The sequence below is a fragment of the Klebsiella sp. JB_Kp042 genome (assembly GCF_040065275.1).
Lineage (GTDB): Bacteria > Pseudomonadota > Gammaproteobacteria > Enterobacterales > Enterobacteriaceae > Klebsiella > Klebsiella quasipneumoniae.
Genome location: NZ_JBEAJL010000117.1, coordinates 137,232 through 156,269 on the forward strand (window position 1 = coordinate 137,232; position 19,038 = coordinate 156,269).

Annotated in this window: 17 protein-coding genes and 1 pseudogene; 6 read left to right on the top strand and 12 right to left on the bottom strand. The window is 56.7% G+C overall.

Annotated elements, in window-relative coordinates; translation table 11 throughout:
* Positions 1-46: 46 nt before the first annotated feature.
* Both cutC and ABLV54_RS26470 read right to left on the bottom strand, forming a co-directional pair.
* The gene (gene cutC / locus ABLV54_RS26465) at positions 47-790 is read right to left on the bottom strand and encodes a copper homeostasis protein CutC (protein ID WP_023290259.1); all 744 of its coding nucleotides are present in this window, start codon (positions 788-790) and stop codon (positions 47-49) included.
* 76 nt (positions 791-866) lie between these two features.
* A complete protein-coding gene (locus tag ABLV54_RS26470; RefSeq protein ID WP_023290260.1) occupies positions 867-1,436 on the bottom strand; it encodes a VOC family protein in 570 nt (189 codons plus the stop codon).
* A 236-nt stretch (positions 1,437-1,672) separates the two neighbouring features.
* Here ABLV54_RS26470 and argS point away from each other — a divergent pair, with 236 nt between their 5' ends.
* Positions 1,673-3,406, top strand: coding sequence for an arginine--tRNA ligase (gene argS / locus ABLV54_RS26475; RefSeq protein ID WP_004203428.1), 1,734 nt, complete (start codon positions 1,673-1,675; stop codon positions 3,404-3,406).
* Positions 3,407-3,466: 60 nt separating this feature from the next.
* On the opposite strand, the gene ABLV54_RS26480 is transcribed toward argS, so the two are convergent.
* Positions 3,467-4,606 carry a glycoside hydrolase family 105 protein gene (locus ABLV54_RS26480; RefSeq protein WP_048336026.1) on the bottom strand — a complete coding sequence of 380 codons (1,140 nt, stop codon included), beginning with the start codon at positions 4,604-4,606 and terminating at the stop codon, positions 3,467-3,469.
* A gap of 4 nt (positions 4,607-4,610) precedes the next feature.
* Positions 4,611-6,194, bottom strand: coding sequence for an MFS transporter (locus ABLV54_RS26485; RefSeq protein ID WP_348814253.1), 1,584 nt, complete (start codon positions 6,192-6,194; stop codon positions 4,611-4,613).
* A gap of 356 nt (positions 6,195-6,550) precedes the next feature.
* Here ABLV54_RS26485 and uspC point away from each other — a divergent pair, with 356 nt between their 5' ends.
* Positions 6,551-6,979 (top strand): universal stress protein UspC, encoded by a 429-nt coding sequence (uspC, locus tag ABLV54_RS26490; protein ID WP_004203433.1) that lies wholly within the window; start codon positions 6,551-6,553, stop codon positions 6,977-6,979.
* A gap of 23 nt (positions 6,980-7,002) precedes the next feature.
* Here the strand turns inward: uspC and otsA are convergent, their stop codons facing one another.
* The 5 genes from otsA to ABLV54_RS26515 form a co-directional block, all read right to left on the bottom strand.
* Positions 7,003-8,427, bottom strand: coding sequence for an alpha,alpha-trehalose-phosphate synthase (otsA, locus tag ABLV54_RS26495; RefSeq protein ID WP_109547158.1), 1,425 nt, complete (start codon positions 8,425-8,427; stop codon positions 7,003-7,005).
* Positions 8,402-9,190: a trehalose-phosphatase gene (gene otsB / locus ABLV54_RS26500; protein WP_023290265.1), complete on the bottom strand. Its 789-nt coding sequence runs from the start codon at positions 9,188-9,190 to the stop codon at positions 8,402-8,404. The genes otsA and otsB overlap by 26 nt, the downstream gene beginning before the upstream one ends.
* A gap of 161 nt (positions 9,191-9,351) precedes the next feature.
* The gene (araH, locus tag ABLV54_RS26505) at positions 9,352-10,332 is read right to left on the bottom strand and encodes an L-arabinose ABC transporter permease AraH (RefSeq protein ID WP_109547157.1); all 981 of its coding nucleotides are present in this window, start codon (positions 10,330-10,332) and stop codon (positions 9,352-9,354) included.
* 14 nt (positions 10,333-10,346) lie between these two features.
* Positions 10,347-11,861, bottom strand: a complete 1,515-nt coding sequence (gene araG, locus ABLV54_RS26510; protein WP_109547156.1) for an L-arabinose ABC transporter ATP-binding protein AraG — start codon at positions 11,859-11,861, stop codon at positions 10,347-10,349.
* Between the two features lie 60 nt (positions 11,862-11,921).
* Positions 11,922-12,902 (bottom strand): arabinose ABC transporter substrate-binding protein, encoded by a 981-nt coding sequence (locus ABLV54_RS26515; protein ID WP_004203441.1) that lies wholly within the window; start codon positions 12,900-12,902, stop codon positions 11,922-11,924.
* A gap of 892 nt (positions 12,903-13,794) precedes the next feature.
* Here ABLV54_RS26515 and ABLV54_RS26520 point away from each other — a divergent pair.
* Positions 13,795-14,304 carry a non-heme ferritin-like protein gene (locus ABLV54_RS26520; protein ID WP_032453399.1) on the top strand — a complete coding sequence of 170 codons (510 nt, stop codon included), beginning with the start codon at positions 13,795-13,797 and terminating at the stop codon, positions 14,302-14,304.
* A 103-nt stretch (positions 14,305-14,407) separates the two neighbouring features.
* On the opposite strand, the gene ABLV54_RS26525 is transcribed toward ABLV54_RS26520, so the two are convergent.
* Positions 14,408-14,542, bottom strand: a complete 135-nt coding sequence (locus tag ABLV54_RS26525) for a succinate dehydrogenase (RefSeq protein ID WP_065805780.1) — start codon at positions 14,540-14,542, stop codon at positions 14,408-14,410.
* Between the two features lie 65 nt (positions 14,543-14,607).
* On the opposite strand from ABLV54_RS26525, the gene ABLV54_RS26530 reads away from it, so the two are divergent.
* Entirely contained in the window at positions 14,608-16,119 is a 1,512-nt protein-coding gene (locus ABLV54_RS26530; protein WP_032453400.1) for an MFS transporter, read from the top strand.
* 37 nt (positions 16,120-16,156) lie between these two features.
* Here the strand turns inward: ABLV54_RS26530 and ABLV54_RS26535 are convergent, their stop codons facing one another.
* Positions 16,157-16,408, bottom strand: a complete 252-nt coding sequence (locus tag ABLV54_RS26535) for a DUF2766 family protein (protein ID WP_004203448.1) — start codon at positions 16,406-16,408, stop codon at positions 16,157-16,159.
* A gap of 146 nt (positions 16,409-16,554) precedes the next feature.
* Between ABLV54_RS26535 and ABLV54_RS26540 the strand changes: the two genes are divergently transcribed.
* Complete coding sequence (locus tag ABLV54_RS26540; protein ID WP_032453401.1) at positions 16,555-17,976, top strand: MFS transporter; 1,422 nt, start codon at positions 16,555-16,557, stop codon at positions 17,974-17,976.
* A gap of 37 nt (positions 17,977-18,013) precedes the next feature.
* Here the strand turns inward: ABLV54_RS26540 and ABLV54_RS26545 are convergent, their stop codons facing one another.
* Complete coding sequence (locus ABLV54_RS26545; protein WP_023290273.1) at positions 18,014-18,652, bottom strand: RpiB/LacA/LacB family sugar-phosphate isomerase; 639 nt, start codon at positions 18,650-18,652, stop codon at positions 18,014-18,016.
* Between the two features lie 245 nt (positions 18,653-18,897).
* Between ABLV54_RS26545 and ABLV54_RS26550 the strand changes: the two are divergent.
* A pseudogene (locus tag ABLV54_RS26550) lies at positions 18,898-19,005 on the top strand (hypothetical protein); the annotation flags it as partial.
* Positions 19,006-19,038 lie beyond the last annotated feature (33 nt).

Sequence of the window (19,038 nt, forward strand, 5' to 3'; positions counted from 1 at the left end):
ACGGGCAATCATCATATTGGGCGACATGATGTGCAGCAAAAACCGTTTAACTTCTGTCAGCGGAAATTATCTTTTTCATCTCCGCCACCGCTGCGCCATTGACGGCGTAGCGTCTGTATTCGTCCGCATCGGGATCGGCTGACATCGAAACGCCTGGATGACGAAAGCGCATTTCCGATGGCAACCACTGGCCTGCAGAGCTATGAACCTCTTTCACCCCCGCCTGCAGAAACAGCGGCAGGTTCGCGGCGCGCACTCCCGCACCGGCCATAATGATTGGAGTATCCCCTGCGGCAATAAGTTCCGTAATTAATGAAATACCTTTCTCCGCCGAGGATTGCTGACCGGAAGTCAGGATACGTTTAACCCCCAGCTCACCCAGCGTCTCCCAGGCCTGACGCGGGTCGGCGCACAGATCGAACGCGCGATGAAAGGTCACCGCCAGCGGCCCGGCTGCGGCCATTATTTTTTTCATCCGCGGGATATCGACCTGACCATCGGCATTCAGCACGCCGGTCACCAGCCCGGGAAAGCCGAGCTCCCGCACCATGCGGATATCGCCAAGCATCGCGGCGAACTCCTCTTCGGTGTAGCAGAAATCGCCGCCGCGCGGGCGGATAATCGGATGCACCGGGAGGGTAATCGCCTCGCGGACCGAGACCAGCACCCCGTAAGAGGGTGTTAGTCCCCCTTCCTGCGGCGCGGCGCAGAGTTCAATACGATCGGCGCCGCAGCGCTCAGCCTCCCGGGCGCACGCCATGCTGTAACAACAAACTTCCAGTACCGCCATTGCTCACTCCCTGATCCAGACAACCTTCTCAGCATGTCATGATTTCACGCGGCAGACGCCGCGCGGCTTCACACTGTTATGTATCGGCTTGCTCGCTGGCGACGATTTGTTCAATAGACCATGGGTGAAATTTGACCGTCACGCTGCCGTCGGTGACCGCCAGGGTGGGATTCGGCAGACGCTCATGTTCCCCTTTCGGCGAGCTGGTTTTGACGACGATCCCCGGCTGGCTGAGTCCGTCATCGGCCAGCAGCGCCAGAGCGCGGGCATTTAAGGTAGCCGGATCGCCGGGCAGGACAATTTCAATATGCTCCCAGCCTTCATGGGGATAACGCTTTTCACCCGGCCACGGCAGCTCTACGATATGAAAGCGCCAGTGCGCCACGCAGACCGGCTCCGCCAGTTTAAACAAGCAGATAGGCCGACCGTTGATCATATTCTCCGACAGCAGGGTTCCGCACTGCGCCAACCCACTGCGCCAGCGCTCCGCGGTGGCGTTCTGATGACAGCGCAGGGAGATATGGTCGGCGTCGAGTCCGCCGATCTCCAGTCCCAGTCGCGCAGCGAAGCGCTGTAGCGCATCGGAAAATCGCGGGAGATCCGCCGTAATATCGGCCAGTTGTTCAATCTGCTGCCAGTTCGCCATGGGTTTGCTCGTCACTTATGTTCATCAATAATAAAAAGGCTAATCTACCGTGTTTTAGGCCGCGGACCAACCGCCACCCTGCCGCTGCGTGACCGACCGACGATGGATTGCCCATGCCGCCGCGCCGCGCGCGATGCTGACGGACGGGGACAAATGCAGTATACTCCCGCCCTAATTTGTCCACATTCCGGCGCCGCCTCCCTCGGGGGCTGGCGCATTACACGTAAGGTATTCCGGTGAATATTCAGGCTCTTCTCTCAGAAAAAGTCAGCCAGGCCCTGATCGCGGCAGGCGCGCCTGCCGATTGCGAACCTCAGGTCCGCCAGTCAGCAAAAGTTCAGTTCGGTGACTATCAGGCCAACGGCGTGATGGCTGTCGCCAAAAAACTGGGCATGGCGCCGCGACAACTTGCAGAGCAGGTACTGTCTCATCTTGACCTCAACGGCATTGCCAGCAAGGTTGAAATCGCCGGGCCGGGCTTTATCAATATTTTCCTCGACCCCGCGTTCCTGGCGGACAACGTCAACCGCGCGCTGCAGTCAGAACGCCTGGGCGTCGCCACGCCGCAGGTACAGACCATCGTCGTCGACTACTCGGCGCCAAACGTGGCGAAAGAGATGCACGTCGGCCATCTGCGTTCGACCATCATTGGCGATGCCTCGGTCCGTACCCTGGAGTTCCTGGGCCATAAGGTGATCCGCGCCAACCACGTCGGCGACTGGGGCACCCAGTTCGGCATGCTGATCGCGTATCTGGAAAAACAGCAGCAGGAAAACGCCGGCGAGATGGCCCTGGCCGACCTCGAAGGTTTTTATCGCGAAGCGAAAAAACACTACGACGAAGACGAAGCCTTCGCCGAGCGCGCGCGCAGCTACGTGGTTAAGCTGCAGGGCGGCGATGAGTACTTCCTGCAGATGTGGCGTAAGCTGGTGGACATCACCATGTCGCAGAACCAGATCACCTACGATCGCCTGAATGTGACGCTGACCCGCGATGACGTGATGGGCGAAAGCCTGTACAACCCGATGCTGCCGGGGATCGTCGCCGATCTGAAAGCCAAAGGGCTGGCCGTGGAGAGCGAAGGCGCCACCGTGGTGTTTCTTGATGAGTATAAAAACAAAGAAGGCGAACCGATGGGCGTCATCATCCAGAAAAAGGATGGCGGCTACCTCTATACCACCACCGATATCGCCTGTGCGAAGTATCGCTATGAAACACTGCACGCCGACCGCGTGCTCTACTACATCGACTCCCGTCAGCACCAGCACCTGATGCAGGCGTGGACCATCGTGCGTAAAGCAGGCTATGTGCCGGACTCCGTGCCGCTGGAACACCATATGTTCGGCATGATGCTGGGTAAAGACGGCAAGCCGTTTAAAACCCGCGCCGGCGGCACCGTGAAGCTGGCGGATCTGCTGGACGAAGCGCTGGAGCGCGCGCGTCGCCTGGTGGCCGAGAAGAACCCGGAGATGTCCGCTGATGAGCTGGAAAATCTGGCGAAAGTGGTGGGTATCGGCGCGGTGAAATACGCCGACCTGTCGAAAAACCGCACCACCGACTACGTTTTCGACTGGGATAATATGCTGGCGTTCGAAGGCAACACCGCGCCGTATATGCAGTATGCCTATACCCGCGTGCTCTCCGTGTTCCGCAAAGCCGGCATTGACGAAAACGCCCTCACCGACGCGCCGGTGGTGATTGCGGAAGATCGCGAAGCCCAGCTGGCCGCGCGCCTGCTGCAGTTTGAAGAGACCCTCTCCGTGGTCGCTCGCGAAGGGACGCCGCACGTGATGTGCGCCTACCTCTACGATCTGGCGGGCCTGTTCTCCGGTTTCTACGAGCACTGCCCGATCCTCAGCGCGGAAAGCGAAGCGACCCGCAACAGCCGCCTGAAGCTGGCGCTGCTGACGGCGAAAACCCTCAAGCTGGGCCTCGATACCCTCGGTATCGAAACCGTCGAGCGTATGTAAAACCAACCCGGCGAAAGCCGGGTTAGTTTTTTCAGGCGCCGCGCCTGCGGGGTCTCCTGCTCAGAAATACTTGCGCAGATACTCGGTCAGACAGAGGATCGCCATCGCCTGGCCGTAGGGCATCGAGGTGAGCGGGATCTGGCGATAGAAATCAAGGTCTGACCCCATTCCTGTGCCAAAGGAAGTCTGCAGCAGCTCCCCCTGCGGCGAAATATTCTGCACAATTCCGCGAATCGCTTTTTCAGCCACCCCGGCGTAGTGCTGCCCGACATATCGCTTGCGCACCGCTTTGAGTATGCCGTAGGCAAAGCCGGCGGTCGCCGAGGCCTCTGGATAAGAGTGCGGGTCGTCCAGTAGGGTATGCCACAGGCCGCTGTCGTCCTGACATTTCGCTAAGGCGGCAATTTGCGCGTTCAGCACCTCGGTCAGATAGCGCCGTACCGCATTCCCTTCCGGGAGATCCACTAACTCAAGAAAATCCGGGATCACCATAGTGAGCCAGCTGTTGCCCCGCGCCCAGCGCGCCCGGGCAAAATTATGCCGACCGTCATAGCTCCAGCCGTGAAACCACAGCCCGGTTTCCCGGTCCATCAGGTTCTGCACGTGGAGCAGGAACTGATAGGTCGCCTCCTCCACATACTGCGGACGGTGAAGCAGCTTGCCAATTTTGGCTAACGGCAACACGGTCATCATCAGGGTGTCATCCCACATTTGCTGGTGGTTTTCTTCCGCCAGGGTGATGTGCTGCATGCCGCCCTGCTCGGTACGAGGCATCTCATACATTGCCCACTCCGCCCAGCTCTCCAGCCACGGCAGATACGCCTTACATCCGGTCTCTTCAAAGCGATAGGCCAGGGTCAGGAACGGCGCCATGGTGTTGACGTTTTTGGTCGTTGCCCCCTCGGCGAAACGGTCGGCAAACCAGCGGTCAATAATATCGCGCATCTCGAGATCGCCGGTTTGCTGATAATACTGATAGATGCCATACAGCCCGACGCCGTGGGTCCACTCCCAGCCGGCCCAGCCTTTGGTATCAATAACGCGCCCGTCATCCAGGCGCAGTAAAAATTGCCCGCTCTCATCCTTAATATTCACCAGGTTTTGCGTCACGTTGCGGATGAGCGCCTGCAGTTCGCTACGGGCGATAAAACGCTCAGGCTGACAGAGTAATGGGCTATGTTTGACCGGCCAAACTTTCATGTTGTTAACCTCGGGTATATGTCGAATTCAAAGCGCCGCCCTGGGTGGGCGCCGGGGCAGCAGGTTTATGACGATTCAGGTAGCCAATATTGTTATTTCCCCACAGGCAGTCGTAGGGCATCCCCGCCAGCATCTCGACGACCGCGCGATGTTCCGCACTGGTCAGTTCCGGCTGGGCGTGACCGCTTTCGCGCATTCTTAGGGTTTCGCTGCGCAGGACGCTGTGGGTATGCAGATTGAGTTTGAAGCGCAGCGAAACGAGGAAGCCGCAGGCTAAGACCACCAGCGTGCCGACGCTGAGGATCAGCAAAATGGTATGGCTGACCCCTTCAGGCTGTATTTTTTGCCCGGAGACAAACCCGGACAGCTGCATGATGATGCCCACCAGCATCACCGCCCCCGCCTGCGAGGCTTTGCGGGTCAGCGTCATGATGCCGGCAAAAATCCCCTCCCGGCGCTGGCCGGTGATCGCTTCGTCGACGTCGGCAATATAGGTGTAGGTATTCCACGGTACGTAGTTAATCCCGCCGCGTCCCAGTCCGGCGACAGCAGAGATGAGCAGCAATAACGAATAGACGTCGCTCAGTCCGGCGTAGTAGAGCAGCGCATAGGAGAGCGAGCTCAGGCCAAAGAGGACCACCACCATGCGGTACGACGGCGCGGGGCCAAAGCGAATGCACAGCGGGATCATGGCGATCACGGCGATAAACTGGAAAATCGCCATCGTCCCCAGCAGATTCGAGGCGACAGAGGCCTCCTGCATCAGAACAAAGACCACGTAATAGGTGAACACGGCATTGAAGACGTCCTGGGCGATATAGCCCCCCAGATACATGCCGAGGTGCTGGCGGAAAATTTTTATCCGCAGCGTGGAGCTCAGCTCAATCACCAGGCGATTGAGGCTCTGGGCGAGGGTTAAGTTCTGTTTTTCCGCTTCCGCCCGCAGCGCCGCCTCTGACCAGGCCTCACGCGGCCGCTCCCAGGTGAAACACCAGACGAAGGTCAGCATCACCGCGCACAGGACCGAGAACACCAGACTGGCATAAAAGAACGAGCTGGCATTGTCTTTGCCGAGCCAGGTAAGGAGGATCCCCGGCAGAAAGGAGGCTAAAATCGCCGACATTTGCGCCATTGAGATGCGCGCGCCGGAGAATTTGGTTTTCTGTTTAAAGTCATCGGTCATCTCCGGCACCAGCGTCTCGTAGGGCACCAGAATCATGGTGTAGACCATATCAAACAGCAGATAGGTGATCAGGTAGTACCAGAAGCCCATCTCGCCAACCCACATCGCCGAGTAGCTGAATACGCACGGGATGCCGAGCAGAATAAAGAATTTTCTGCGGCCGAAGCGCTTGCCGAGCCAGGTGGTGCCGAAGTTATCGGTGAGAAAGCCCATCAGCGGGCTCACCACCGCATCCAGTACGCGGGCGGAAGCGAATATCAGCGTGGCTTCTATCGGAGAGAGTCCGCAGAAGGTGGTGTAAAAGTAGAGCAGCCATGCGGCGGTTAGCGCCGTGGTGCCGGCGCCGAGGAAATCGCCCGCGCCGTAGGCCAGGTAGTTAGCCAGTCCAATCTTTCGTGTTTTCATCGCCGTGATCCTGTGTCTTTTTTTAAGAGAACGCCGACAATCTTTCCGGATTTGCCACCGGAAGGGAGTGGGTACCTGGCTACACTAAAAGCAGCGAAACGACGTTACCTTTGTGCTTTTGCCACGCAACCGCCGCCGGTGGCAAAATGACAAAGAGATGACGTCTTCACTTCACTCATTTATAAAACGGCATTTCTTTTAAATCAAAAGATAGGTTCATCATTGTAATCTGACCGGAAAAACACCGACTGGCGAAGAGGCTCGCAAATCCCGGGATCGGCCCTTGCGCAGCCGGGTAAACAGGAGTAAAGAAAGAAGGAAAGAGAGGGTTATTCCGCGTATCTCAAGGAGGCCAGATGCCTTATTCACATCTGCTGGTTGCCGTCGCGCCAACGCCGGAGAGTCAGGTATTAATTAAAAAAGCGGTGTCGATTGCCCGGCCCGTGAACGCGAAAGTGAGCTTTATCACCCTCGCCACGGATCCGGAGCTGTATAACCAGTTCGCTGCGCCGATGATGGAAAATCTGCGCGAGGTGATGCAGGAAGAGACGCGTGATTTTCTCAACGAGCTGGCGCGTCACGCGGACTACCCGATAGAGAAAATGACCATCGCCTGCGGCGAACTGGGCCATCATATTAAGGACTTCTGCCGGTCGCACCAGGTCGATCTGGTGATCTGCGGCAATCATAACCATTCCCTTTTTTCGCGCGCCACCTGCTCGGCGAAAAATATCGTCGGCAGCTGCGGCGTCGATGTCCTGCTGGTTTCCCTTGAAAAGGGCTAACGCCGGTTAGCCCTTTTCCTGAACTAGGCCAGTTTAGGGAACGTGGCTATCTTCCCCCGCAGGCGGCTCTCCTCACTGCGCGGTGAAATATGCTGCAGATCGTCGACAAAGCGCGCCTGCCAGTTATGAATATCATTTTCTCTGATCACGTCCAGCATCGCAGAATGACGGGCAATACGTTCCGCCAGCGGCATGCTAAGGGCGCGATCCAGCGCGGCGGCAACCTCGTCGCGATCGTAGGGGTTGACGATCAGGGCGCTGGTCAGCTCCTGCGCCGCGCCGGCAAACTGTGACAGGACCAGTACGCCAGGGTTATCCGGATCCTGCGCTGCCACGTATTCCTTCGCCACCAGGTTCATACCATCGCGCAGGGGCGTCACCAGGCCGACGTCAGAGTAGCGGAAGACCTTCATCAGCAGCTTACGGTCAAAATGCTGGTTCAGGTAGTAGAGCGGGGTCCAGCCAAGCTGGCCAAACTGGCCATTGATGCGCCCGGATGCGGTTTCCAGCTGGTGGCGGATGTCCTGATAGGCCTGCACATCGCCGCGGGAGGTCGGTGCGATCTGGGTATAACGGATCTTACCGTGATGCTGAGGATACTTTTCGAGCAGCGTCTCATAGGCGAGGAACCGCTCCGGCAACCCTTTCGAGTAGTCAAGCCGCTCCACCGAGAAGATATTCTTCACGTTTTTGAGCTCGTTTTTCAGCTGGACCAGTTTCGGCGGCAGCGGACCTTTGGCATTGCGCATAATCTCGTCCGGATCGATCCCTATCGGATAAACCTCAGTGCTGAACGCCTTACCCCACGCCTGATAGCGTTTGTCTCCGAGGTCGGAGAGTCGGGTCTGCATGGCAATGCTGTCAAGAAACGCGGTTCTGTCGCTTTCAGTCTGGAAGCCCAACAGGTCGTAATCGCACAGTTGTTCCAGCAGCTCAGCGTGCGGCGGTAGCGCGTTAAAAATCTCCGGCGTCGGGAACGGAATATGCAAAAAGAAGCCGATCCGGTTGTTGACCCCACGCTTGCGCAGTTCGCTGGCGAAGGGTAGCAGATGGTAATCATGGATCCACAGCGTATCGTCTGGTTCGATCAGCGGCAGAAGCTTGTCCGCCAGCATGGCGTTAACTCGCTGATATCCCTCCCAGGCTTCGCGCTGGAAGCTGACCAGATCTAGACGATAATGGAAGGCCGGCCACAGCACGGCATTAGAGAACTGGTTGTAGTATTCATCATGGTCACGTTCATTAAGGTTGAACGACGCCCATGAAATATTTCCGCGGGAGACCTGCTTCAGCGGTTGCTGGTCATCGCCAATTTCGCCGCTCCAGCCAAACCACAGACCCCCTGCCGCTTTCAGTGCCCCCAGGATGCCGACGGCCAGACCGCCAGCGCTCGATTTTTTATCGTCCGGTAAGGCGATACGGTTAGAGACTACGACTAAACGACTCATGGTCATCCCTCCTTTCGGTTTGCGCGTCATACGCCAGATGTTGCAACCACGTCCTTACGGCGGCGGCATCCGCCAACCGCCAGTGCGCCTGGGTTTCCCCGGCGCCCACTTTTATCGACATTCCCTGCAGTTGATTCACCACGCTGAATCCCGCTTCGTCGGTCAAATCATCGCCGACAAAAACCGGTTCGCGACCGGCAAACGGCGCTTCCTGCATGAAGGCGGTGATCGCCTCCCCTTTGTTGACACCGCGGGGTTTAATCTCCACTACGCACTTGCCAAGCTGTAGCGCCAGCAGCGGGTAGCGCTGAACGATGCGCTGCGCCAGCTCCAGCACCGCGCTCTGCTGCTGCGGCGCCTGGCGGTAGTGGAGCGCGAAGGCCATCTCTTTACTCTCCAGCTCGCACCCGGGGAGCGCCTGCAACGCCGAGGTCAGCTCAGCCGCGATTTCATCGCGCAGAGCCGACGGCAGAGAGACAATATAGGTTTTACCATTGATATCACGGCGTTCAGCCCCGTGAACACCGGCCAGCGGTAGCCGCCAGGGATGGGTTAGCGCGTCAAGTTCAGACATTGAGCGCCCTGAAATCAATGCCACCGCCCCGCCCTGCTGCCGGGCCAGCGCGTTGAGCGCCTGCAGCGTGTTGTCGGGTATCACCACCTGATCGGGGTGCGGCTGGATATCGGCAAGAGTACCGTCGAGGTCAAAGAAAAAAGCGTAGTTTCCGGTTAGCGCAGGCGGTACAGATATCTGGTTATCCACCCTGTTTCCTCCTTATCATGGCCAGCCGAAGCTGGTTGTTAATTATATGTTAGCCATGTAAGTATAGACAGTGTGACCAACCTCGCCATTTTTGATAGTTACCGCCAGCGAAACGGGCGCTGGCGGTAATTACTCTGTAGACTTAAAAGTTATGCCTGAAATCAGGCCGCACGTTTGGCTTTTTGTTTGTAGCGGTCAAAAATTACCGCCGCCAGCAGGATGACCCCGCGCACGACGTATTGTGAGAACGGCGAGATGTTCAACAGGTTCATCGCGTTCTCCACGGTCCCGAGGATCAGGATCCCGGCCACCACGTAGGAGATCTTGCCGATCCCGCCCTTCAGCGATACCCCGCCCAGCACACAGGCCGAAATAACAATCAGCTCATAGCCAATCGAGGTCATCGGCTGGCCGCTGGTCATCCGCGACGCCAGGATAATTCCCGCCGCGGCCGATACCAGACCGGAGAGCACAAAGATAATAATCTTGGTGCGCACCACCGGAACACCGGCCAGACGCGCCGCCTCTTCATTGCCGCCTATAGCCAGCGTATTACGGCCAAAGGTGGTTTTGTTTAGTAATAATCCGAAAACCACCAGGCAGGCGACCGTCAGCCAGATCGGCGCCGGCAGACCAAACCAGTTGGCGTAACCGAGGGTGAAGAAGCGTTCATCTTCGATCCCTACCGCTTTACCGTCGGAGATAATGTAGGCCAGACCGCGGACAATCTGCATAGTGGCCAGCGTGGTGATCAGGGCGTTGATCTTCAGGCGGGCAATGACAAAGCCGTTGACCAGGCCACTGATCGCCCCCAGCAGCAGACCGGCGGCAATCCCCAGCCACAGGTTTTCGCTCAGGTTAATCACCACGGCGGTAGTGACCCCGGCACAGGCGATAACCGACGCCACCGACAGGTCGAAATCGCCGGAGGCCAGGCAGAAGAGCATACCGCAGGCCACCATCCCGGACATCGAGATCGCCAGCCCCAGCCCCTTCATATTGACGAATGAGGCAAAGTTAGGCACAAAAATTACGCAGCCGATAAACAGCACCGCAAACACCACCAGCATGCCAAACTGATCCCAGATACGGGCAAAGCTAAAGGCAGAGCGGGTAGCGCCGGACGTAGTCACTGATGACATCATTTACTCCTTACTCAGGCGACAGCCTGACTCACTTTTGGCATCGCAAGGCTTAACGCCTGCTGTTCATTGGCTTCTTCATGCAGCAGTTCGCCGGCGACTTGCCCTTCACGCATCACCACGATGCGGTCGGCGACGCCCAGCACTTCCGGCAGGTCGCTGGAGGCAAATACCACGGCGACACCGGAGGCGGCGAGGCCATATATCACGTTGTAAATTTCATGTTTGGCGCCGACATCGATACCGCGGGTGGGCTCATCGAGCAGGATCACCTTCATCTCTTCCGACAGCCAGCGGCCCAGGATCGCTTTCTGCTGGTTGCCGCCAGACAGGTTCATGATCAGCTGTTCCGGGCCCGGCGTTTTAATGTTCAGCGACTGGATATGCTGATCGGCGTTTTCCGCCTCCCAGGCGTTGTTGATCAGGCACCCGGCGTGGATATGCTTGCGCCGGGCGCTGATATTGATGTTGTCGCGCACGGAGTGAACCGGAATAATCCCCTCCGCTTTCCGATCTTCCGGGCACAGCATCATCCCGGCCTGGATGGCCTGGGCCGGTTTGCGTATGTCGACGGGCTGGCCATCGATATACACCTGACCGCCGGTGATCCGCGTCCCGCCGAACAGACCTTTCATCAGTTCGCTGCGCCCGGCGCCCACCAGCCCAAACAGGCCGACGATTTCGCCACTGCGCACCGAGAGGCTGACCGGCGTGCGTACGCCCGGGGCCTTCACCTCCTCCAGACGCAGTCGCTCTTCGCCGTAGGGGCGAGGTTTCCAGCCGTAAATATCCCCCAGATTGCGTCCCACCATCGCCTGAACCAGCGCGTCGTGGCTGACGCTCGGCATATCGTCAAAAGTGCAGACGTAGCGGCCATCTTTAAAGACGGTGATGGCATCGCTGAGGGCAAAAATTTCTTCCATCCGGTGTGAAACATAGATGATGACGCGCCCCTCCTCCCGTAGCTCGCGGATAACGCGAAACAGGTTGTCGATCTCCCGGGCAGAGAGCGAACTGGTCGGTTCATCGAAGGCGATAATTTTGGCGTTACGCGCCAGCGCTTTCGCAATCTCCACCATCTGCCACTGGCCAATGGAGAGATACTTCAGCGGCGTCTCCGGGTCGATATCCAGCCCCAGATGCTCAAGCTGCAGGCGGGCCTCGTAGTTGAGCAGCGAGCGGTTGACGATGCCGCCTCTGTGCGGCAGCTGGCCAAGATAGATATTTTCGGCGACGGTCATCTCCGGGATCAGATGCAGTTCCTGATAGATAATCGCCACGCCGGCGTTGAGCGCCGCCATCGTATTGGTGAACGCCATCTGCTGACCGCCGATCTGCAGGTGGCCCGCGGTGGGGATGTAGTTACCGCTGAGGATTTTCAGCAGCGTCGATTTGCCTGCGCCATTTTCGCCCATCAGCGCGTGGATCTGTCCTGGGTAGCAGTCAAAACTGATATCGGACAAGGCCTTTACGCCAGGGAACGTCATGGTGATGCCGCGAAATGAGAGATAAGGGGTAGACTGTTGCATAACGACTCCGCTCTTCTGCACTCAGCCCCCGCCGCGGCGGGGGCCAGTTCAACCGGGCTGTTACAGCCCTTTTTTCGCCAGTTCTTCTTTGAAGTTATCGCGGGTAATCAGCACCACATCGGTCACCGCAGTGAACTTCGGCGGCTCAACGCCCTTGGTGACCCAGTTGTAGAGCATTTCGCTGGTTTTATAGCCATGAATATCCGGGCTAGGCAGCAGGGAGCCATAGAAACCGGTCGGCTGCGCCTTCGACAGTTCGTTGACGGCATCCACGCCGTTGATGCCAATGCCAATCACATCCGGCGCTTTAAAGCCCTGGCCTTCAGTGGCACGCACGCCGCCAAGCACGGTGTTATCGTTCATCCCAACGATCAGCCAGTGTTTAACCTGCGGGTGCTGGACCAGCATCGAGTTACCGGCGTCAAACGCCCCCGGGATATCGTTAGATTTTGTCGGAACGCGGTAGATTTGCGCTTCCGGGAAACCGGCCGCCTTCAGGGCATCGATGGAGCCAGTGGTACGACGGCGGGCGGTGTCCAGCTCATCGGCGGTGATGGCCATCACCGCGGTGTCTTTGACATCCCAGCCGCGTTTCTGCATCTCTTTATACAGCTCCTGCCCCTGGCGGGCGCCGATTTCGCTGGCCGCCATCATCACCAGCGGCACGCTCTCCATCGGTTTACCTTTGGCGTTGACGAACTGGTCATCGACGGTAATCACCTTCATGTCATAGCCGCGCGCCTTAGCGACAATCGCCGAGCCGAGCTTAGGATCGGGGGTACAGATGACAAAGCCCTTCGCGCCGCTGGCCGCCAGGCTATCGATGGCGTTCAGGGTTTTCTCACCATCCGGCACCGCAATTTTAATGACGTCAAAGCCTAAATCTTTTCCTGCTTTATCAGCAAATTTCCACTCGGTCTGGAACCATGGCTCTTCCGGCTGTTTCACCAGAAAACCCAATTTCAGGTTTTCCGCCATAGCTGATTGTGACATAACCGCTGCGAGACCAATGGCCGCCAGCGCTTTAGTAAATTTGTGCATGGTAAACTCCAGCTTTAATTCGCTTTCATGTAGGGAAAAATCGGAATTAACTTTTTTATCAGCATCAAAACAAGGCATTAGAAAAATCACATTCCCTACTGCCGTTGTTAGAGTAGTAATACCCGGAAATTATTTCTCCATACGAGAGCATTATCACATCGCGGAATTACAGTAATTGCGTACATAGATTTAGCAAAAAAAGACATAAAAAAAGACATAATTATCATACAATTTAACCGGCGAATAGCAGGATCATCTATACCACCAGCAGGGTTATCCCTGTGATGTCAGAGGGTGTTTAACAGAGGGTTACGGCACTGGTATATCCAGTGGCTAACGGGGTCGCAGCGGCGGTCAACTGCCTGCCGGCGCTGAAGATCAGCAGACGCGCGTCGCCAGTCCGCGCATCGGCCGTTTTATATCGCGATGAAACGGATCTTTTGCGTAATTTATTCCGAATTGAAAAAGATATTCCGGATACATAAAAAAGCCTGCAACAAAAAATAAAAATAATTATCATCACCATGAAACATTGCTCTCTGAAATAACTTATAGCTTTGCGTTATACGACGAATCTCGTAGTCAAATACCTATAACTTATACCTGGTACACCGCGCTAGCGCCCCGGTCTACGCCGCCAATCCCCCGCCAGTCGTCATTCAGGAATAATCGTGTAACAAAACGTAAATTATCCATCTTGAGAGTTTTCTTAATTCCATTCAGCGAGTATTCTAAAATTGTCGGCAAGAGGAAAAATTACCCGACTCATACGGAATGTGTAGAGTTTTATTATTCTGCAACAGTGCAGCGCGCCACTCTTTTATCCTGTTGTTTACCGCAGGAACCGCTGACGCGCACCAGTAACCCCTTCCCGGTTAATAAGGATATTTTTATGGCAGTTCCAGGAATGGCACAAAAGCTAAACACCCAGATGAACCTTGAGTTCCACGCCTCTAACGTTTACCTGAACTTAAGCGAGTGGTGCGCCCGGCATCGCTTCGACGGCGCCGCGACATTTTTGCGCAACCGCGCGCAATGCAGCATCACCCTCACCATGCGCGTATTTGACTATCTGAAAAAAGCCGGCAGCTGGCCGATAGTGAATCCCGACCGCGCCTGTAATCCCGAATGTACCTCGCTGGAAGATCTCTTTACCCAAACCCTGGTCGATTACCGCCAGCGTAGCAGTATGCTGAGCGGTCTCGCCGAAGAAGCCAAAGCGCAGAGCGATGACAACACCTGGCGTTTTCTGACCCGGCTGGCGGAAGAGCAGCAGCAGGATGGGCTGCTGCTGCAAAGCGTGCTCGAGGAAATTCGCAATGCCGACAAAGCCGGGATCGGTATGGAACAGACCGATCGCCGTCTGATGGCCCTCGTCGGAGCGTCACAGAAACCTCATTAATCAGAGGTGTCGGGCCTTTCTCGCCCGATCAGGGGGAGCGCGTTCGCGCTGCCCCGCCCTGTTTATTAATCCGTTATCGCTATACTCCCCTGCCATTTATTCCTCAAAAGAATAAAAAAGTTTTAACTCGATCCCATTCCCTCCTCACCGTTACCCCTTTGGGGGGATTAGTGAGCGCGGTCACTTTTTGTTGAGCCACAAAGAAATATAAAAACAGTGTTTCAAAAATATAAAACATGAGGTTTATTTTTTATGGCTCGATACACGGCTTCAGCCTCTGAAGGGCTGCAGGGAAGACCGATCTTGTTACGCCATCAGTTAGCCTACGGCGGCGGTAATCTGTTAGGGAGTGGCGCACTGGCGATAAGCGGGGCATGGCTACTCTATTTTTATACGACCTTTTGCGGCCTGACGCTGATCGAGGCCTCATTTATCTTCTCCGTCGCCAGCATCATCGACGCCATCAGCAACCCGCTGATGGGCTATCTGACGGATAACTTTGGCAAAACGCGGTTAGGCAAGCGCTTTGGCCGTCGGCGCTTCTTTTTGCTGATCGGCATTCCGCTGATGCTGTTCTACCCGCTGCTGTGGGTAGAGGGCCTGAGTTTCTGGTACTACCTGTGCACCTACGTGGTGTTTGAGATCATCTACACCTCCATCATGGTGCCCTATGAAACGCTGGCGACAGAGATGACCGATGATTTCTCGCTACGCTCAAAGCTCACCGGCTATAAAGCCATCTTCGGCAAGCTGGCCAACTTCCTCGCCGCATTTATTCCCGGACAGTTCATTCTGCTGTACGGCAAAGATTCCGCCACCCCTTTCTTCCTCACCGGCCTGACCTACGGCGCGATCCTGATCGTCGCGATTACCTGTCTGTGGCTGTGCAGCTGGGAGCGCGAGCGTGCGGAAGCCGTGGATACCAGCGCGAAAAAGGGGCTGCTGAGCACCCTGCTGTCGCTGGCGAAAGACATGCGTTCCACCTTTTATCTGCGCGTGTTCCGCAAACATCTCGGTATGTACCTGTGCGGGTTTGGCGCGGAATGGCTGTTTGCCTCCATCTTCACCTATTTCGTGATATTCGTTCTGCAGCACGATCCGGCAATGGTGGCCGGGCTGAACAGCCTGAACTCGATTTTGCAGCTGATCTCCACCGCGCTGTTTATCGGCCTGTGTGTGAAAAAGGGCTTCAGCAAACCCTATATCCTCGCGCTGGGGATCGTGATTTTCGCAGTCCTGCTGTATACCTCGCTGTGGTTCTTCCATCTGCCGTCAGGCCTGGCGACCGTGCTGATGTTCGGTATTACCGTGCTGTTCGGCCTGGGGACCGGCGGGGTTTACTATATTCCCTGGACCGTTTACACCTTCCTCGCCGATGTCGACGAGATCTACACCGGACGCCGCCGGGAAGGGATCTATGCCGGCGCCATGACCTTCTCAGGGAAAATTCTGCGCTCGATTGTGGTGTTTTCGATGGGGGCCATCCTGAGCTTTTACGGTTTCCAGTCAAAAGCGCACAGCCAACCGGAAAGCGCTGTGACCGCCATCGCGGTGGTATTCTGTGTCGGTGTCGTCGCCTTAGCCCTGGCCGCTATCGTCTTCAGTAAGCAGATGAAACTGGACCGTAAAGCCCATCTGGTGGTCCTGCAGGAAGTCGCGCGGATTAAAGCGGGCGGTAAAATCAGTGATATTGCGCCGGAGGTGCGGGCAATCGTTGAGGATCTGGTTGGCCATCGCTACGAAGAGTGCTGGGGCAACAGCAAATTGTTTAAAACCGCTGAGGCTGCGCCAACGCAGACCGTGGTTTCCCATTAAAGGAAAAGGCCCCGTCGGTCACCCGCGGGGCCGGTTATTAATGCGTTTCTTCCTGCGGGGTAAACTTCAGCTCAATCAGGGCAATCGCTTTTTGCACCGCACGAAGCGTCACCGGATCGGCAGAGGCCGGGTGGCTGGCGAAGTCAATGGCTTTCAGCTGGCTGGTCATTTTTTCACGCACTTCCACCGGCGCGATGACGTCAATCACGTCGAGGATCTGCTTGATAACCAGCTGGCAGGCAACCACATCGGAAACCAGCTCGTCGTGTTCGGTAAGATGTTGAGACATTAATTACTCCTTTTTCCAGGAGCGTAATAGTACCCTAAATCGTTAACGATAATAAAACCTGCCGTGGCAGGTTTTTTGGCCACCCGAGTGGCTGGCGGCACCTTTGCTGCCGCTTTGCCGAGGATCCCCTTGATGGCAGCGACAACATGAATACCGCGATCTCTTCCGGGAACGAACGTGCTTTTTCAGCCCCAGCGCTGCTGGTGGCTGGCGCCTTTTTTATGGAGTTTCTCGACGGGACGGTGATCGCTACCGCCCTGCCCGACATGGCGAGAGATTTTGGCGTTACCGCCGTCGAGCTGAATATCGGCATCAGCGCCTATCTGATTACCCTCGCGGTGCTGATCCCCGCCAGCGGCTGGATCGCCGATCGCTTCGGCGCCCGGGCTATCTTCACCCTCGCCCTGGCCATTTTTACCCTTGCCTCGATCTTTTGCGGCCTCTCCAGCGAGATGCATATCTTTGTCGCCATGCGTATCCTGCAGGGGATCGGCGGCGCGCTGATGGTCCCCGTCGGTCGTCTGGCGGTACTGCGCACCACGCCGAAACACCTGCTGATAAAGGCCATCGCCACCCTCACCTGGCCGGCGCTGGTGGCCCCTATTATCGGCCCGCCTTTGGGAGGCTTTATTACCCGCTACGCCAGCTGGCACTGGATCTTCTTTATCAATGTCCCGCTGGGCGTCGCGGCGATTATCCTGTCGCTGCGCATCATTCCTGATATCCGCGAAGCAGAGCGGCGCGCCTTTGATATGACAGGGTTTATCACGACCGCGGTGGCGATGGTCAGCCTGGTCACGGCGATGGAACGGCTCGGCGATCGTCAGCCGCAGATCTGGCCGACGCTGGCCCTCGCCGCGCTTGGCTTCGGCTGTCTGGCGTATGCTATCCGCCACTTCCGCCGGGCGACAGCGCCTATGGTTCGTCTGACGGCGTTGCAGGTGCCGACGTTCCGCGTGACGATGTACGGCGGCTCGCTGTTCCGGGCCTCCATCAGCGCGGTCCCCTTTCTCCTGCCGCTGCTGTTTCAGGTGGGGTTCGGCATGGATCCCTTTCACTCTGGTCTGCTGGTGCTGGCGGTATTTGTCGGCAATTTAACGATTAAACCCGCCACCACGCCGCTGATCCGCTGGCTGGGTTTTCGTCGCCTGCTGTTGATCAACGGCGCGCTGAACGTCTGTTCGCTGCTGGCCTGCGCGCTGCTCACGCCGCAAACCCCGGTCTGGGCGATCATGCTGATCCTTTATCTCGGCGGGGTGTTTCGCTCAGTCCAGTTCACGGGCGTGAGCACGCTGGCCTTTGCCGATGTCCCCGCCGCGCAGATGAGCGATGCCAATACCCTGTTCAGTACCGCGTCGCAGCTGGCGGTGGGGCTGGGGATCACCCTTGGGGCAATCGGCATTCGCCTGGGTGAACAGGTCGGCGACTGGCTGCACCTTTCCGCCGTACCGGGGATCAGCTTTCGCCTGGCGTTTGTGTTTATCGCGGTGATTTGTCTGGTGGGGATGATCGACAGCCTGCATCTGGCCAAAACGGCAGGCAGCAGCGTGTCGGCGAAGAAATCGTAGAGGATGGAAGGGCCAGCGGCGCTGGCCCTGATAACGATTACCCGACGATCTGGCGGACAAACGCTTCGATCGCTTTATCCTGGCAGTTTTCGAAGAAGCACTGCTGGAAGCGAGGGCCAGAGACCGCGGTTTTCACCAGTTCCGGATCGATGGCGCGCAGGGTATCGAGATAATTTTCTTTGACTACCGCCGCTTTGACCTGGTTGAGGATCCCGGCATTACGCACCTGCGGTTCTTTGCGCTCCGGCGGATAGCCTTCGCCGTTACGACCGGTAAAGGCTTTTTCAAAGATAAACCGCACGTTCAGCTCGGCGCCCCAGCCGAAACCTTTGGCAAACGGCAGCGACAGCGCGTTACCGTTGTTGATCTGGGCAAACAGGAACGCATCCGCCGGGTCGATACAGTAGCCGCAGACCACGCCAGGATGGATGTTCAGCGACATCAGCGCTCCCTGGCCGGTACCGCATCCGGTGACCACGAAGTCGACCGCCTTCGAATTCAGCAGGATGCTGGCCATGATCCCGAGGTGAATATAGGTCAGATGATGATCGTTCTCATCGCTCATACCGACGTTATAGACCGGAAATCCTTTTTCGTCGGCAACCGCGTTAAGCTCCTTGAGGATGATGGCGTTTTTGTTCGCCTGGCTGTTCTCCATCATCAGTGCAATCTTCATGGTTTACTCTCCTGAATGCTGTGCGGGCCTGCCCGCAAAATGTCATTGGCATTGACTGCACTCTACTACCTGGAAAACAAACTTTCAAATTTTATGAAAAGTTGTTTTAAAAATTACGCATCGCTTCACACTTTCGCCGCCTCTGTCGCTCAGGTTAGCGTGTCGCCTCCTCATCAGGACGACTCCGCCTGGCGCTCCCCGCCTCGCAATCCGCCGAGGCAGTCATTTCGCCTCCGCAAAAAACTAATAATAAATTAAAACCATTCTCATTTATTATTAAACTGCCAATGCGTGTTATTCCCATTAGCATTTTAAATAAAATCTTTTTAAATTTACTTTTTGCAAATAATTAAATAACAAATTATAGTGGCAGCCGATAACATCTA

Excerpts from the sequence above, each read along its gene's own strand:
- ABLV54_RS26470 (WP_023290260.1), bottom strand. The coding sequence starts at position 1,436 with ATGGCGAACTGGCAGCAGATTGAACAACTGGCCGATATTACGGCGGAT.
- cutC (WP_023290259.1), bottom strand. The coding sequence starts at position 790 with ATGGCGGTACTGGAAGTTTGTTGTTACAGCATGGCGTGCGCCCGGGAG.
- ABLV54_RS26545 (WP_023290273.1), bottom strand. The coding sequence starts at position 18,652 with ATGAAGATTGCACTGATGATGGAGAACAGCCAGGCGAACAAAAACGCC.
- araG (WP_109547156.1), bottom strand. The coding sequence starts at position 11,861 with ATGCAACAGTCTACCCCTTATCTCTCATTTCGCGGCATCACCATGACG.
- ABLV54_RS26485 (WP_348814253.1), bottom strand. The coding sequence starts at position 6,194 with ATGAAAACACGAAAGATTGGACTGGCTAACTACCTGGCCTACGGCGCG.
- uspC (WP_004203433.1), top strand. The coding sequence starts at position 6,551 with ATGCCTTATTCACATCTGCTGGTTGCCGTCGCGCCAACGCCGGAGAGT.
- ABLV54_RS26520 (WP_032453399.1), top strand. The coding sequence starts at position 13,795 with ATGGCAGTTCCAGGAATGGCACAAAAGCTAAACACCCAGATGAACCTT.
- ABLV54_RS26515 (WP_004203441.1), bottom strand. The coding sequence starts at position 12,902 with ATGCACAAATTTACTAAAGCGCTGGCGGCCATTGGTCTCGCAGCGGTT.
- ABLV54_RS26540 (WP_032453401.1), top strand. The coding sequence starts at position 16,555 with ATGAATACCGCGATCTCTTCCGGGAACGAACGTGCTTTTTCAGCCCCA.
- otsA (WP_109547158.1), bottom strand. The coding sequence starts at position 8,427 with ATGAGTCGTTTAGTCGTAGTCTCTAACCGTATCGCCTTACCGGACGAT.
- araH (WP_109547157.1), bottom strand. The coding sequence starts at position 10,332 with ATGTCATCAGTGACTACGTCCGGCGCTACCCGCTCTGCCTTTAGCTTT.
- ABLV54_RS26525 (WP_065805780.1), bottom strand. The coding sequence starts at position 14,542 with ATGTTTTATATTTTTGAAACACTGTTTTTATATTTCTTTGTGGCTCAA.
- ABLV54_RS26480 (WP_048336026.1), bottom strand. The coding sequence starts at position 4,606 with ATGAAAGTTTGGCCGGTCAAACATAGCCCATTACTCTGTCAGCCTGAG.
- ABLV54_RS26535 (WP_004203448.1), bottom strand. The coding sequence starts at position 16,408 with ATGTCTCAACATCTTACCGAACACGACGAGCTGGTTTCCGATGTGGTT.